Annotated in this window: 17 protein-coding genes and 1 rRNA gene; 1 reads left to right on the forward strand and 17 read right to left on the reverse strand. The window is 41.4% G+C overall.

From position 1 onward, the window contains the following. Nucleotides 1-502 precede the first annotated feature (502 nt). From ybgF to ruvC, 16 genes are all read right to left on the reverse strand, one after another. Nucleotides 503-1240 (reverse strand): tol-pal system protein YbgF, encoded by a 738-nt coding sequence (gene ybgF, locus ABZA00_RS11865; protein WP_372882377.1) that lies wholly within the window; start codon nucleotides 1238-1240, stop codon nucleotides 503-505. A gap of 5 nt (nucleotides 1241-1245) precedes the next feature. Continuing rightward, on the reverse strand, nucleotides 1246-1800 hold the full coding sequence (gene pal, locus ABZA00_RS11870; RefSeq protein ID WP_372882378.1) for a peptidoglycan-associated lipoprotein Pal: 555 nt from the start codon (nucleotides 1798-1800) through the stop codon (nucleotides 1246-1248). A gap of 35 nt (nucleotides 1801-1835) precedes the next feature. After that, nucleotides 1836-3149: a Tol-Pal system beta propeller repeat protein TolB gene (tolB, locus tag ABZA00_RS11875; protein WP_372882379.1), complete on the reverse strand. Its 1314-nt coding sequence runs from the start codon at nucleotides 3147-3149 to the stop codon at nucleotides 1836-1838. 14 nt (nucleotides 3150-3163) lie between these two features. Further along, complete coding sequence (gene tolA / locus ABZA00_RS11880) at nucleotides 3164-4066, reverse strand: cell envelope integrity protein TolA (RefSeq protein WP_372882380.1); 903 nt, start codon at nucleotides 4064-4066, stop codon at nucleotides 3164-3166. Then, nucleotides 4066-4497: a protein TolR gene (gene tolR / locus ABZA00_RS11885; RefSeq protein ID WP_372882381.1), complete on the reverse strand. Its 432-nt coding sequence runs from the start codon at nucleotides 4495-4497 to the stop codon at nucleotides 4066-4068. The genes tolA and tolR overlap by 1 nt, the downstream gene beginning before the upstream one ends. An 8-nt stretch (nucleotides 4498-4505) precedes the next feature. Then, nucleotides 4506-5189 carry a protein TolQ gene (gene tolQ / locus ABZA00_RS11890; RefSeq protein ID WP_372882382.1) on the reverse strand — a complete coding sequence of 228 codons (684 nt, stop codon included), beginning with the start codon at nucleotides 5187-5189 and terminating at the stop codon, nucleotides 4506-4508. After that, complete coding sequence (gene ybgC, locus ABZA00_RS11895) at nucleotides 5179-5577, reverse strand: tol-pal system-associated acyl-CoA thioesterase (RefSeq protein WP_372882383.1); 399 nt, start codon at nucleotides 5575-5577, stop codon at nucleotides 5179-5181. The genes tolQ and ybgC overlap by 11 nt, the downstream gene beginning before the upstream one ends. Before the next feature lie 145 nt (nucleotides 5578-5722). Then, nucleotides 5723-6031: a cyd operon YbgE family protein gene (locus ABZA00_RS11900; RefSeq protein WP_372882384.1), complete on the reverse strand. Its 309-nt coding sequence runs from the start codon at nucleotides 6029-6031 to the stop codon at nucleotides 5723-5725. Beyond that, nucleotides 6012-6137 (reverse strand): cytochrome bd-I oxidase subunit CydX, encoded by a 126-nt coding sequence (gene cydX, locus ABZA00_RS11905; protein WP_372882385.1) that lies wholly within the window; start codon nucleotides 6135-6137, stop codon nucleotides 6012-6014. Before cydX ends, ABZA00_RS11900 begins: the two co-directional genes overlap by 20 nt. Before the next feature lie 21 nt (nucleotides 6138-6158). Further along, nucleotides 6159-7298: a cytochrome d ubiquinol oxidase subunit II gene (cydB, locus tag ABZA00_RS11910; protein ID WP_372882386.1), complete on the reverse strand. Its 1140-nt coding sequence runs from the start codon at nucleotides 7296-7298 to the stop codon at nucleotides 6159-6161. A gap of 9 nt (nucleotides 7299-7307) precedes the next feature. Further along, nucleotides 7308-8879 (reverse strand): cytochrome ubiquinol oxidase subunit I, encoded by a 1572-nt coding sequence (locus ABZA00_RS11915; protein ID WP_372882387.1) that lies wholly within the window; start codon nucleotides 8877-8879, stop codon nucleotides 7308-7310. A gap of 41 nt (nucleotides 8880-8920) precedes the next feature. Then, nucleotides 8921-9118, reverse strand: a complete 198-nt coding sequence (gene cydP, locus ABZA00_RS11920) for a cytochrome oxidase putative small subunit CydP (RefSeq protein ID WP_372882388.1) — start codon at nucleotides 9116-9118, stop codon at nucleotides 8921-8923. A gap of 304 nt (nucleotides 9119-9422) precedes the next feature. Continuing rightward, nucleotides 9423-10427: a Holliday junction branch migration DNA helicase RuvB gene (gene ruvB / locus ABZA00_RS11925; protein WP_372882389.1), complete on the reverse strand. Its 1005-nt coding sequence runs from the start codon at nucleotides 10425-10427 to the stop codon at nucleotides 9423-9425. Nucleotides 10428-10458: 31 nt separating this feature from the next. Continuing rightward, complete coding sequence (gene ruvA, locus ABZA00_RS11930) at nucleotides 10459-11082, reverse strand: Holliday junction branch migration protein RuvA (protein WP_372882390.1); 624 nt, start codon at nucleotides 11080-11082, stop codon at nucleotides 10459-10461. Nucleotides 11083-11184: 102 nt separating this feature from the next. Then, nucleotides 11185-12069 (reverse strand): EamA family transporter RarD, encoded by an 885-nt coding sequence (gene rarD / locus ABZA00_RS11935; protein ID WP_372882391.1) that lies wholly within the window; start codon nucleotides 12067-12069, stop codon nucleotides 11185-11187. A 54-nt stretch (nucleotides 12070-12123) separates the two neighbouring features. Then, nucleotides 12124-12645, reverse strand: coding sequence for a crossover junction endodeoxyribonuclease RuvC (ruvC, locus tag ABZA00_RS11940; protein WP_372882392.1), 522 nt, complete (start codon nucleotides 12643-12645; stop codon nucleotides 12124-12126). A 468-nt stretch (nucleotides 12646-13113) separates the two neighbouring features. On the opposite strand from ruvC, the gene ABZA00_RS11945 reads away from it, so the two are divergent. Continuing rightward, nucleotides 13114-14154: a LacI family DNA-binding transcriptional regulator gene (locus tag ABZA00_RS11945; RefSeq protein WP_372882393.1), complete on the forward strand. Its 1041-nt coding sequence runs from the start codon at nucleotides 13114-13116 to the stop codon at nucleotides 14152-14154. An 880-nt stretch (nucleotides 14155-15034) separates the two neighbouring features. Here the strand turns inward: ABZA00_RS11945 and rrf are convergent. Then, nucleotides 15035-15133: ribosomal RNA gene (gene rrf, locus ABZA00_RS11950) — 5S ribosomal RNA — on the reverse strand; the annotation flags it as partial.

Below are 15133 nucleotides of genomic sequence, written 5' to 3' on the forward strand. Positions count from 1 at the left end.
CCTTCGACAAATGGATTAAAAGTCCACTGCTCTACCAACTGAGCTAACGGCCCATATATTGCTATATAGTTTGATTTTGTTTCATAATTCACTTTTAAATTAAAAGTGTATCAATAGCTCTACCAACTGAGCTAACGGCCCATATATTTAGATTAAAAGTGCTTCAACGGCTCTACCAATTGAACTAACAGCAATTATCTTCTATATAGTTTGATTTTGTTTCATAATTCACTTTTAAATTAACAGTGAATCAATAGCTCTACCAACTGAGCTGACGGCTAGATTATCTTTTTCTTGCCGGTTGTTGACATTTCAATTATCAACTCTACCACCTAAGATAGGTTAATAAAAAAAGAATATGATATAAATCACATCCCCCTCTCAACTGCGGCGTATAATATAGAATATTATTTATATCGCAACAAAAAACCGTTATTTTTTTTCCGTTTGCCGAGAAAACAAACAAAACAGAAAGTAATAGCTACAACTGCTTATTTTGCAATCATCTTGATAATGTATTCAGGCGTTTTTGTGCAAGGCCGGCTGCAGATGAATTGGGGTAATCTTTTAGCACTCTTTGGTAAAAGTTTTCAGCGGTTCCTAACTCACCTAAATATTCATCAATAATACCAATTTTATATAACGAGTCTGCACGCTTGCCTGATTTAGGGAACTTATCACTGACCGTTAAGAAAGCGATTCGTGCCTCTTCGCGTTTCCCTTGTTGATATAACAACTGACCTAACCAATAATGAGAATTTGCCAGATATTCAGATTGAGGGTAGTCAATAATAAACGCCTCAAAAGCGGTGATCGCCTGACTATAATCTTTATCAACTAAAACCAGATCTACAGCTTTTTGGTAGGCAGATTGTTCCCCCTCTGAAACCGCAGGCGGTGCTGTTTTAGTTGTTGCAGCCGGAGACGCAGCACTATTAGACTCTTCGATCATCTGATATAAATTACGCTGGCGATTTTCAATCTGCGTAATTTTATGATCAAACAGCTCCATATTACCTTTAATCTCCCGCAATTCTGACGACAGTTCGCTCAGTTGATTCTGCATGCGTATTTGCATTTTATTACGTGATTCCAGCAAACGGGAAAAATGCTCTAACTGCTTTGCAATGTCGCCCGAACTTCCCGATGAAGTTACATCGGTAACGGGAGCAGCAGCAAAAACTGGGGTAGATAAAAAAGCGGCCATAATAATGGCCACTTGAAGATTAATTTTGTTCATATTTTTTAATAAACCATTTCTGCTCGACGATTATCAGCCCAAGACGTTTCATTATGTCCAAAGTTAGCGGGTTTTTCTTCACCGTAACTTACTATGTTGATTTGACTTGAAGAAACGCCCATATTTTGTAAATAAACAGAGACCGACATGGCACGATGTTCACCTAAAGCGATATTGTACTCTGGCGTACCTTTTTCATCAGTATGCCCTTCGATGGTCACTTTTTTACCCGGATTGTCCACCAGGTATCTTGCATGTGCATCTAAGATAGAAGTAAATTCAGGTTTAATCAATGATTTATCGTAATCAAATTGAATGGTTCTAGCTAAGATTGCATTTGAGTATTGTTGAGCCATTAGCTCTTCTTCACTTAATTCTACTGCCTGAATTGTATCCGTTTCGATATTGCTCTCTTCTGCAGCTTGTGCCATGGCGGCAGCCATTGCCGCTTTGTTAGCTTCCAGGGCTACTGCATCAGTATCACTTTTTGAGCTACAAGCACCTAATGCCAACATGGGTACTGCAATCAATAAGCTTTTTGACATTATACTTAAGTTCATTCTTTTTCCTTTTTACTTGTTAGTTGTTAATTCAATTAATTTAAAAATGGCGACCATGCAGGTGATTTAACTTCGCCGCTTTGCGCCGGAATATTCGCTTTAAAACGCCCATCCATCGATACTAACGCCAAACCTTGTTTACCTTTGTAGACAGTACTATAAATAATCATACTACCGTTCGGAGCAACACTTGGCGATTCATCTAACTGCGTCTTAGTCAGTGTTCTTAATTCTCCGGAGTTAAGGTCTTGTGCTGAAATTTTATAATTACCATCATGGCGACTAACCAGCACCAGACTGGCACCATCGGGGGTAATTGTGCCACCTAAATTAAGATCACCTTCCCAAGTCAGACGTTTAGTTACCCCTGAAGTTAGATCAACCTGATAAATCTGCGGCTGGCCACCACGTGTCGAACTGAAGATTAAATGTTTACTATCAGGTGTCCAGGCAGGCTCAGTATCTATAGCACGGTCGTTGGTGATTCTGCGTAACGCCTTGGTTTCTATATTCAAGGTGTAAATCTCCGGTTGACCATCTTTTGATAGTACCAAGGCTAAATATTGTCCGTCCGGAGACCAGCTGGGTGATCCATTGATCTTCGGAAAAGAAGTCATTAACTCACGTTTCTGGTTATATAAGTCTTGTATATAGATTTGCGAACGACGTTTTTCAAAACTGACATAAGCCAGCTTTCTGCCATCAGGAGACCAGGTTGGCGACATGATCGGCTGTTTTGAACGCAAGATTAACTTTTCATCATAACCATCATAATCAGAAATTCGTAACTGGTACGGGTGACTGCTTTCACGATCCACAGCAATATACGCAATACGGGTTAAAAATGCGCCTTTTTTACCTGTTAATTTTTCATATACAACATCACTGATACGGTGTGCAAACTGACGTAATTGAGTTTGACTTACCGTACTGCGGCGATTTTCCAAAACCGGGCTGTAATCAGCCACATTCGCGTTTCCCGTGACCACATCAACCAATTCATAAGTGATATTGTACTGCCCTGCTTCCTGTGCCGGCGATACTTCGCCCATTACCAGCGCTTCAATTCCCATTTTATGCCACACATCATAATTAAGGTTTTTGCTCGTTGACGGAGTATTGGGCATTTTATCAATAGAAATTGGACTAAATTGACCGCTACGCTGCAAATCGGCGGCAACAATTTCAGATAAATTTAGCGGCATTTTGCCTTCTCCCAACCACTTAAAGGGAATAACGGCAACCGGTCGGGCGCTATTAACGCCTTCAGTAATTAAAATCTCTAATCGGGCAGAAGCCTGCGCCGAAAAAATAATAATGGAAATGGATAAAAATAATCTTAATAACATATGCCAGGGTTTCCTTACAAATCAGGTTCTAAAGTAATATCAAAATCACGGAACTGCGCTGAAATATCCGGGTCTTTGGGTATCGGTAATGTTGTCGCTTTTAACGCCGCCCGCTTAGCAGACTCACAAAGTTTAATATCACCGCGACTGCGGGTAGCACTAATCACCAGACCATCAGAAGCCAAACGTATTGCCAGTGTGCAGCTTTTACCTTTCATACTAGGCTCAATTTGCCAGTTACGGCTTATTTTATCCTGAATAAGTGCCTTGTAGCGGGCAATTTCGGATAACTGTCTGGAACTTTGTGCGCTGGAAAACGCATCTTCAAATTGTGCATCCATTTGTTTATCCAGTTCAGCTCGGCGTAAGCGTTCCTTTTCCTGTTCAGCTTTCGCTTGAGCAGCTTTTTCCGCAGCTATTTTTTGCGCTTCTATTTTTTGACGTTTTTCCTCTGCTATTTTCCGGGCTTGCTCTGCTTCCTGTTTTTTACGCTTATCATCGGCAATTTTTTTAGCCTTCTCAGCATCCTGTTGGGCTTTTAATTTTTTTGCCGCCAACGCTTTTTCTGCTGCGACACGTTCAGCTTCTTTTTGCTTGCGCAGCGTCTCAGCTTTTGCCGCTTGAATACGCTGCTCTTCTTTTTTCTTACGTTGCTCTTCTGCTCTTTGTTTTTCTTGTTGAACCCGCAGCTTTTCTTCCTCTATTTTCTTTTTTTCGGCCTGAACTTTTTCTGCCTTACGCTGAGCCAGATCATCAAATAGTTTTTGATTAACAATAGTGGCATTAATAATTGGCGCTGCATTTTCAGGCTGCGCTTTAAGAAAGGAAAAATTCACATTCATCAACAACAGCGCACCAACAATAATATGCAGTAACAAGGCAGTGATAAAGGCAATCAATGTTGAACTATCTTTCATTATTCTTCCGGCTCAGTCATTAAACCAAGCGCCGGAACACCAGCAGACTGCAATAGCACCATTAAGTCTATAACACTTTTATAAGGGACATCCCCGTCACCTTTAACAACAAACTGCGCCTTAGGATCCGAGGCTAACTGCGCACTGACTAAAGCAAACATCTGATCACCATCGAGTGGCGAATCAACACTATCACCAACACTTAAGTAATAGCGGCCCTGTTTGTCAATAGATGCAATCATTGGCGGTTTACTGTCTTCCGGTAAAGCCTCTGCAGCAGCCTGCGGCAAATCAACTTTCACCCCCTGAGTAACAAGCGGAGCAGTTACCATAAAGATAATCAATAAAACCAGCATCACGTCAATATATGGCACGACATTAATTTCAGCAACAACGCGGCGTCTTTTAGGGCTTCGATATGAATAATGCATAACCTTCCCTATTCGCTTTCCGTCATTGATTGACGATGAAGAATAGAAGTAAATTCTTCCATTAAATTAATATACGATGTTTCTAATTTAGCCACTTGCGTTGAATAACGATTATACGCCATTACCGCCGGAATCGCCGCGAACAACCCCATCGCAGTCGCGATTAACGCTTCTGCAATACCGGGAGCAACCATTGACAGCGTAGCCTGTTGCACCTGACCCAACGCGATAAAGGAGTTCATTATCCCCCAAACCGTCCCGAATAGACCGATATAAGGGCTGATTGAGCCAATTGTCGCGAGGACGGGGAGGCCTGTTTCTAACTCATCTATTTCTCTTGATAACGTCACCCGCATGGTCCGGTGAGCACCTTCAGTAACACTATCCACATTCCGCCCGGGCATACGGTGCAGTCGAGAGAACTCTTTAAATCCGCTGTAAAATATTTTTTCTCCGCCGGTAATATGTTCACTTCGTGCGGAAGACTCTTTATATAAACGGCTTAAATCATGACCGGACCAGAAGCGCTCTTCAAAATGTTTTAGCGCTTTTTGAGACACTTTCAATTTTTTAGTACGTGAGAAGATCAACGTCCATGAATAAACGGACATTCCCAACAAAAGCAGCATTACTAATTTCACAAGCCAACTTGCTTGTAAAAACAAACCTAAAAAAGACATATCAGCGTGCACTGGAGATTACCTCGATAATTTCAGCCGGAATGGCTGTGGGTTTCATTTTCTGTAGATTAACACAGGCGATTAGAGTCTCAGCTTGACAAAGAAGTTCCCCATTTTCATGAAAAATTTCCTGCTTAAAGGTTAGGCTCGCTTTGCGCCGATTAGATATTGTTGTTTTTACACTAATCAGCTCATTAAAACGGGCTGATTTGATACAATCCATGTCCACTTTACGCACCACAAATGCGATGTTTTCTTCAAGTAAAATATCCTGCTGAATATTAAACTCACGTAAAAACTCAGTGCGTCCACGTTCAAAAAATTTCAGATAATTTGCATAGTATACGACACCACCGGCATCGGTATCTTCATAATAAATTCGTACTGCTAAGGTTGACATAAACTCGCTATTTTTCCATAAAAAATATTTACAATAAGCTACTATAAATGGCGGCTTTTGTCGAATTATGTCTTATTTATTGACTTAGTCAATTACAAAAAAAGGGGCATTTATTGCCCCTTTTTTTGTCTGTTACGCTGTAAAATCAAACAACACTGGTGAATAAAAAGCCTAATAGTACTGGCCAGGAAAAATACGGAGAAAAAACGATTTTCCATAGCCAGAAAATGGGATAGAAACCTATACCATGAATAAATGCAGCGCTTAATGCCCACATCAAAATGGTTAAATAACCATGCGACAGCTCAGCTGAACTGGCGGCCAAATGATTAGGGTATACAAGCAATAGTCCGCTCAATGCCAACGCGAGCAGAAATGAAAAAACGCGCGTTAACGGATGCTGAAACGGCCGATGCAGCATATCAATATAATGATTAAGACGGTCGATCTTCATTATCACCACCAGGCTTTTCATTTTCTTCATGCTCCAACCACAGGCCGTTAATAATCCCCAGAGAACAAGCCAATAGAACCCCTAGGATCCACGCAAAATACCACATAAATTACTCCTAATGTAATGATTAATATGCCGAATGTTTATACTTGGCCATAAACTCTTTACCAATGCGTCCGAACATTTTGAAATAACACCAGCTGGTATAAAGTAAAATGATCGGGATGAAAATAGCTGCCGCAATGGTCATGATATTAAGTGTTTTTTCACTTGATACCGCATCCCAGACTGTCAGGCTAACATTGGGATCAATGCTTGAAGGCATAATAAACGGGAACATGCTCAAAGCAAAAGTCATTAATACCCCCACTTGAGTTATGCTGCTGAATAAAAAAGCAGAAGCATTACGGTCAAGCTTACTGGCGATCCAAACCAATACAGGGAATGATAAACCAATCGCCGGAGCGATTATGGTCAGCGGATATTTCTCATAGTTAGCTAGCCAGGCACCTGACTGCAGTTGTGCAGATTTCAGCAGCGGATTAGCCGGTCCGTTCAAGTCCCCTATTGATGTAATGACATAACCATCAATACCATAAGTGATCCAGAGCCCTGCCAAAGCAAACAGCGCAATAGAGACAGGCGCACAAATTAGTGAAACCCAACGAGCACGCTGTTGTATAATGCCATCGGTTTTCATCTGCAGCCAGGTTGAGCCCTGTAAAACAAACAAACTTAACGAGAACAGCCCGACTAATAAGGCAAAGGGATTTAATAGATCAAAGAAACTGCCCTGATAACTTGAACGCAAGTATTCATCAAATACAAAAGGTACCCCCTGCAGCAGATTACCAAATGCAACACCGAATATGATCGGTGGAACAACACCTCCGATAAAAATGCCCCAGTCCCAACCATTGCGCCAGCGCGGATCGCTTATTTTACTGCGGTAATCAAATCCTACCGGACGGAAAAACAGGGCGAACAAAGTCAGCATCATCGCCACATAAAAGCCGGAAAAGGCGGTCGCATAAACAGCCGGCCAAGCGGCAAAAATTGCCCCCGCGCCCAACACTAACCAAACCTGGTTGCCTTCCCAGTGCGGAGCAATACTATTAATCATAATACGGCGTTCCTGATCAGTTTTAGCGATAATAGGTAACAGCGCGCCAACCCCCATATCAAAGCCATCGGTAATCACAAAACCAATAAGTAAAATACCAATTAACAACCACCATAATAATTTAAGTGTTTCATAATCAAACATAAGAATCTCCTATCCTTGTGTGCTTTGTGAACTATCTGCCAACTGCTCGAAATGATATTTACCTGTTTTAAGGCTACTTGGCCCCAAGCGGGCAAAACGGAACATTAAATACATCTCAATCACCAGTAACAGCGTATAAAATGCGGCAATTGAAATAATGCTGGAAAGCACCTGTTCACTTGAAAGTGTCGATACGCCCATATGTGTCGGCAGAATTTCTGCGATTGCCCAAGGCTGACGACCGTACTCGGCAACAAACCACCCGGCTTCCATGGCTATCCAGGGTAAAGGCAAGCTATAAAGTGCTATTTTAAGGAAGGTTTTATTTTCACCGATGCGGCTACGCGCAGACACATAAAAGGCGAATAGGAAGATAAACAACATTGCTATACCACAGCCCACCATAATTCTGAACGACCAGAACATTGGTGCAACCCCGGGAATACTGCTATCAACCGCCATCTGAATTTGTTCTTCACTGGCATCGACCACATCCGGCGCAAATTTTTTCAGTAACAGCCCGTAACCTAAGTCCGCTTTAACCGCGTCAAATGCAGCTATGTTTTCCGCTGATTTATTACCGTTACGCAGTTCAGTGAGCAGCCCGTAAGCGACCATACCATTGCGTATACGCACTTCATGCTCAGCCATCAAATCTTTAAGACCAATTACCTCTTCATCAATAGAGCGGGTTGCAATAATACCTAGTGCATAGGGGATTTTTATTGCGTAATCGGTACGTTGCTCTTCCTGGTTAGGAATGCCAAACAGGGTAAAAGCGGCTGGTGCCGGGTGTGTTTCCCATTCAGATTCTATCGCAGCCAGTTTCACTTTTTGCACATCGCCAACTTCATAACCACTTTCATCACCTAATACGATAGTGGATAATATACCGGCGGTACCAAATGCGGCAGCAATAGCAAAGGAACGTTTAGCAAATCCTATATCACGCCCCTTCAGCAAATAATAGGAGCTAATCGCTAGCACAAACATGGCACCTGTTACGTAACCTGACGCAACGGTATGCACAAACTTAACCTGTGCGACCGGATTGAAAACCAGTTCAGCAAAACTGCTCATCTCCATACGCATAGTTTCGTAGTTAAACTCTGCACCTACCGGATTCTGCATCCAGCCATTTGCAATTAAAATCCATAACGCAGACATACTTGAGCCGAATGCCACCAAACCTGTAGCCGCTAAATGCTGTAATTTGCTTAGTCTATCCCATCCGAAGAAGAATAAACCGACAAAAGTGGACTCTAAAAAGAAAGCCATCATGCCTTCAATGGCCAAAGGGGCACCAAAAACATCACCGACATAGTGCGAATAATAGGCCCAGTTTGTACCAAATTGGAACTCCATGGTTAAGCCAGTGGTCACTCCAAGTGCGAAGTTAATACCAAAGAGTTTGCCCCAAAACTTGGTCATATCCTTGTAAACTTGCTTATTAGTCATCACATACAGTGATTCCATAATCAACAGTATCCAGGCTAAACCGAGTGTTAAGGGTACAAACAAAAAGTGATACATGGCGGTCATGGCAAACTGAAACCGCGATAAATCAACTAACTCATCCATTTCTTTCTCCTAAATAAATTGTAAAACTAAAGTTATTATCATTATTCATTTTTCTGTACTGGTATTTCTTGCGTGGCAATTTCACCAAAGAGATGATCTTCATTAAAAGTCACAGGATTTGAAAAATAGAAGTGTTTGATCGTAAAAATAACAATCACTTTAATAATTAAAATAAGCGTTATTTCGCGGATTAATGGAATTGAAAAAATTCCATTCTGCGGCAAATATTTTTTAATCATTTTCACATCCGAACAATAAAACAGGTGATTTGTTATCAGATTGTTAACAAACACAAAAATCCCGGTCGTATTCAACCCTGGATTTAACAGTTCATTAACATCAATAAGTTGCATCTTAAAAAGGGTTATTTATACTGAGTAACTTGATGCAGATCAACCTTTCATTTAAACCAAAATGATCAATGAAAACTATTCAAAAGCACCTGTTATTTCATTGTTAGGGGGGTGAAGGTTTTGTTGATAGAGAAAATAAAAAAACTTTCAGGCACTTGCTAAGTACCTGAAAGTTTTTTTGTTTATTCCGTTAAACAGGTTTATCAAACCCAAAATGCAGGTAGGTTCTGTTGGTTGCAATTCGCCCACGGGGAGTACGTTGTAAAAAACCCTGCTGAATGAGATAAGGCTCTAGCACATCTTCAATGGTTTCCTTCTCTTCACCAATGGCTGCCGCTAAATTATCCAAACCCACAGGGCCGCCCATAAAAGTATCTAGAATAGCCATCAGTAACTTTCTATCCATGTAATCAAAACCTTCATTATCAACCTCTAACATATCCAGGGCCTGTTTAGCGACAACATCATCAATCACCTGAGCTTTTTTCACCTGTGCATAATCACGTACCCGGCGTAATAAACGGTTCGCGATACGCGGTGTACCGCGTGAACGCCGCGCAACTTCTATCGCCCCCGCTTCACTCATATCCAGATCAAAATGGTTGACGCTACGCAGCACTATCTTGGTAAGTGATTTAAGATCGTAATATTCAAGACGCTGAACAATACCAAAACGGTCCCGCAAAGGAGAGGTCAGGGAGCCAGCCCGAGTGGTTGCGCCTATTAAAGTAAATGCCGGTAAATCCAGTTTAATGGAGCGCGCTGCAGGCCCCTCTCCAATCATAATATCAAGCTGATAATCTTCCATTGCAGGATATAAAATTTCTTCAACAATTGGGCTTAGCCTGTGTATTTCGTCGATAAATAAGACATCATTTTCTTCAAGGTTGGTTAATAATGCCGCCAGATCCCCGGCTTTTTCAAGGATCGGTCCGGATGTGGTTTTAATATTGACAGAAAGTTCGTTAGCAACAATATGAGATAAGGTTGTTTTACCTAATCCGGGAGGGCCGAAAATGAGTAAGTGATCTAATGCTTCCTTGCGTTGGCGTGCAGCTTCAATGAAAATTTCCATCTGTTTATTAACCTGCGGCTGGCCTTCATAATCGGCCAGTAATTTTGGACGCATTGCACGGTCAATAAACGTTTCATCGATTTTCTGCGTACCTGAAATAAGGCGATCTTCATCTATCATTTTTACACCGGATCCTGTTTAATTTTATCATTTATAACATGCTTTTTAATGAACTGCGGATCAAAGCTTCACAGTCCATACCTTCCTGATAAACCTGTTTGATCACCTTATCTGCTAACGCCGGTTTATAACCCAAAGCAACCAGCGCACTGATCGCCTCCTCTTTGGCATCCCCGTTTACACCGTGATTGTTTAATTCATTTTCAAAGGCCATTCTATCGGATTCCGGTGTTAATAAATCTGCACCCGTCCAGTTTTTGAGCCGATCTTTCATCTCAACAACTAAACGCTCTGCAGTTTTTTTGCCAACACCGGGCAACTTTACTAAGGTACTTACAGCGTCATTATGAATACATTGAACGAACTGGTTTGCCGACATGCCAGACAGGATAGCCAGAGCAAGTTTGGGACCGACACCATTAACTTTAATTAACTCACGAAACATCGCCCGTTCATGTTTATCAGCAAAACCATATAACAGCTGAGCATCTTCCCGGACAACAAAATGCGTATAAATAATGGCTTCTTCCCCGGTATCCGGCAAAGCATAAAAAGAGCTCATCGGCAACTGCACTTCATAGCCCAAGCCTGAAACTTCTATTAATACTTCCGGAGGCTGCTTTTCTAATAACACACCACGTAATCTTCCGATCATCTTAAAATCCTAGCTGATAATGTAATGCTATAAGCATAAAAAACAACTGAGTTAATATCCAGTATTATTTTATAAAAAGGCGGTATTAGCGTTGCTGTAAAGTCATAGCCATCTTTTAATTTTATTTTCAAAAACAAACAAAAAGATCCCCACCCAGATAAAGATAAATGTAATCATTTTAGGAGGACTTAACACTTCACCGTACAACAACACTGCCATAGCGAAAACGATGGAAGGGGCAAGGTATTGAAAGAACCCCAGTGTGGAAAGTTTCAGGCGTAATGCCGCCTGAGCGAAAAAAATAAGTGGCATTGCAGTGACTATACCGGCAAGCATCAACCATATATTTAAGGTCCAATTATTATTAATCATATTCGCGCTATTAGAGCCTGATATTAAAAATAGATAACAGAGCGCCACGGGTAGTACTAATAAGGTTTCGAAAAAAAGCCCGGTTAATGCTTCAATTTGAATTTTTTTACGTAATAGAGCATAAAGCCCGAAACTGATTGGCAGCACCAAAGATACCCAGGGTAAATTACCTAGTTGCACAACCTGAATAAGTACTCCGACAAGGGCTAACAATATCGCCACCCATTTTAGGCGGCTGAAAGATTCATTTAAAAAAAGTAAGCCGAGCAGCACATTAATTAATGGATTAATAAAATAACCTAAACTGGCCTCCAGCATACGCCCATTATTTATCGCCCAAATAAAAACTGTCCAGTTAAAGGTTATTAATAAGCTGGTACAGATTAAAAAGAAAATATTTTTCGGCTTTCTAAAAACAGCAATAGCCTTTGGCCAGCCTCCCATAAAAGTAATCACAATAGCGGTAAATACAACGGACCAGATAACGCGATGCGCCAATACTTCATAAATCGGGATAAACTCAAGATACTTAAAATAGATGGGGGCAAAACCCCACAATAAATAGGCACTCAGCGCATAGATAATGCCGAGCTGCGCCTGAGAAAACTCTTTCATGGAGACCTCGTAGAGCAATAGAGAGTATGGATAAAGGATTTTTATCTGTAATAATTAGCGGAATCTGCCGCGCACGGTTTTTGCAACTTGCCCTGACATAGCGACAAGCGACTGCGCTGTATGTGCATGGCATATAGCCACTGCTAATCCATCGGCGGCATCCGCTTGTGGTTTACCGGAAAGATTTAAAATCTGCATGACCATGTGCTGAACTTGCTCTTTTGTTGCCGCCCCGATACCCGCCACAGCCTGTTTAATCTGTCGGGCGGAATATTCCTGAATATATAAATCCGCCTGCGTGGCGGCAACAATTGCTGCACCGCGCGCTTGCCCTAGCTTTAACGCTGAATCCGGGTTTTTTGCCATAAAGACTTGTTCAATACCAAACTCTGTTGGTTGATATTGTTTGATTATTTCGCTTATCCCCTTAAAAATCATATCAAGTTTTGGGGCTAGCGTATCGCCTTTAGTGCGGATACAACCGCTTGCAATATAAATACATTTACTTCCTTTTTGCTGGATAACACCATAGCCGGTAATTCGGGATCCGGGATCTATACCAAGAATAATACTCACAAAATAACCTTACATATGAAAAATCATTTAATAATAAAAAAGCGCCTACTGTACGCTTTGCACTGAGAGAGAGCAAAACAAAATCACATATAATTGTTACGCTATGCAAATAGGAGGATTGAGCAATAAGCCCTTACCAAACATCAGTAAGCAAGTATGCCGGGAGTAAGCAGTAACCGGTTACATAAAATTATTACCGTTTCGTTATTATTAACTTATACCAATTGGATTAATTAAATGATCTGTTTAGGCGTCAGGAAAAACAAATGAAAGCGAGGCATTGATTGCAGTAACTAGTTGTTCTAATTGCAAAATCAATAACGAAGCTAGCATTTATTTTAACAAGCATAAATGATCAGATAATTAATCTGATTGGTATTATAATAAGTGGCAGGTTATAACTTAAATACCACAGCACAATTGAATTAATGATCAGAAAGCAATCTAAAATAGGACTATCTAAGAATTATGTCTACTATCAATGACGTAAGCAAATTAGCCGGAGTATCAAAAGCGACTGTTTCGCGCTCAATTAATAACAAGGGAAATGTTAAAGAATCCACACGTCGAGCTGTGCTTCAGGCAATGGAGCAATTAAACTTCAAGCCCAATAGCCTCGCACAGGCATTAGCAAATAACAGCTCCAATAGCATCGGACTCATTATTTCAGATTTTGACGGTGGTTATTTTGGTATGCTATTAAAGCAAGCATCTCAAGCGGCAGAAAAAGCCGGCAAACAATTATTTGTGACAGATGGTCATAATGATCCGCTTCGTGAAATTGAAGCAATTGATTCTTTAGTCGATCGCCGTTGTGACGTGATTGTTTTGTATAGCCGAAAATTATCACAACAGGATTTTATCGATTTAAAAAAACGCATCCCAATCCCGATAGTTGTTATTAATCGCCAATTAGGTGATCAATTATATCCGGCTGTTTGTTTTGACCAGCAACATGCATCCAGTTTGGCCGTTCATCAGTTATTGGAGATGAACCACACTCAAATTGCCTGTATCACCTCACCTGTCAGTAATTGTGCAGGCTTATTAAGGTTTAAAGCTTATCAGGAGGCCCTTACAGAGCGTAATATAAAGATTAATGAAGCATTAATTGCCGAAGGTGATTTTACTGTCGCCAGTGGTTATCAGGCCTGCATTAAAATTTTAGCAAGTGGTATCCCCTTCACTGCATTATATGCATTTAATGATGATATGGCACTTGGTGCAATGAAAGCACTTAATGAAGCCGGGTTAAAAGTTCCTGATGATGTTTCCGTTATTGGAATCGATAATGAACCAATTTCTGCATATATTACCCCGCCACTCAGTTCGGTTGAATTACCGATTGCTGCAATTACCGACTTTGCAATGAATGTTGCATTAGACCTTGCTCAAGGCAAAGAGGTAGAAATAAAAACAACAGAGTTTAAAGGTAAACTGATTGTGCGCGATTCCGTTCGTTATATAACCAATCCGGTTACGGAGCAGGTAATAAATAATACGAAATAGAGTCAAAGATGTAATACCAAATCCGATAATTATCTATTCATTTATGCTTGTTAAAATGAATGCTAGCTTCGTTATTGATTTTATAATTAGAACAACTAGTTACTGCAATCAATGCCTGGCTTTCATCCATTTTTCCTACGCCTAAATAGATCATCTAATTAACGGAATTGGTATAATATTCGCCCCTTGCTGATGGAATAGTCAGCGCGGCACCTCTTCATTCATGACACCTCGCCGCCATATGCGAAGGAGGCTGGGTCATCGCATCAAGCGCTTAAACGAAAAAATCCCTGCTGATATAGCACTTATGGGGCGTGGGGCGAATTGAACGCCAGTTCAGTATCATGAGCGGATAAACTCTGTGCATCCTGTCTTTAGCCTGCCTTTGCGAGGCACCGGCGATGGAACAGGGCTCGCAGAGCTTAGCCGCTCGTGACGCGGTGCTGTCGGCAAACAACCAGAGCACGCAGAGCTTAGCCCGCTCATAAGCCTTTGCTGGCGCAAAACTACTTCGGGCATCCTGCCCTTCGCCTTTCAGGCCGTTGTCGCAAGCTCCAACGTTCAAATTTGTTCCTGACAAATTTGTCGCCCGACTCGAGAGCAGGTCAGAGCAAAAAGCAGGCCAAATAAAAAACCCCAGGAAGCAAAGCTTTCTGGGGTTATTTAATTGGGCGCTTGGCGATGGAACAGGGTTCGCAGAGCTCACCCGCTCGTGACACGGTGCTATCGCACCACTTCGCCCTACTCTACATGATCTGAACCCAACTGCGTTGGCACTCTTAACCTTTCCCCATGTGAGAATTGGTCTTCGCCACAAATGCCTAATAACGAAAAAACCCCCACCCTTCTTTCGAAGGATGGGGGTTTATCGTTATTAGGCGCTTGGCGATGACCTACTCTCACATGGGGAGACCCCACACTACCATCGGCGCAATTGCGTTTCACTGCTGAGTTCGGAATGGGATCAGGTGGTACCACA

Origin of the sequence: Psychromonas sp., assembly GCF_041586535.1 — a bacterium.
Taxonomy (GTDB): Bacteria; Pseudomonadota; Gammaproteobacteria; order Enterobacterales; family Psychromonadaceae; genus Psychromonas.